General features: G+C 42.2%; 1 protein-coding gene. It reads left to right on the top strand.

The annotated features are described in order from the left end of the window. On the top strand, positions 1–249 hold a 249-nt coding region (locus tag G6042_RS00300; protein ID WP_211161583.1), incomplete at both ends, for a transposase.

Genomic DNA, 249 nt, shown 5'->3' with positions numbered 1-249 from the left:
GAACTGAGGAAAGTGGTTACAGGTTCCAAAAATACCGCACACCAGCTTGCAAAACCTGTCCAGTAAAAGACCAATGTACCAGCCGAAAAGGCGGAAGAGAAATAGACCGAAGTGAGTATGCCGATGCTGTAGAGGAAAACAACAAACGCTATAAAGCCAACCAGCAACTCTATAGAAAACGCCAAGAAATCAACGAACACATCTTTGGAACAATAAAGCGAAAATGGGGATATAACCACACCAATTTAA

This window comes from Flavobacterium solisilvae, from assembly GCF_012911605.1.
Classification (GTDB): Bacteria; Bacteroidota; Bacteroidia; order Flavobacteriales; family Flavobacteriaceae; genus Flavobacterium; species Flavobacterium solisilvae.
The sequence above is the reverse complement of the archived record's forward strand: the minus strand, read 5'-3'. Positions and strand labels throughout refer to the sequence as shown.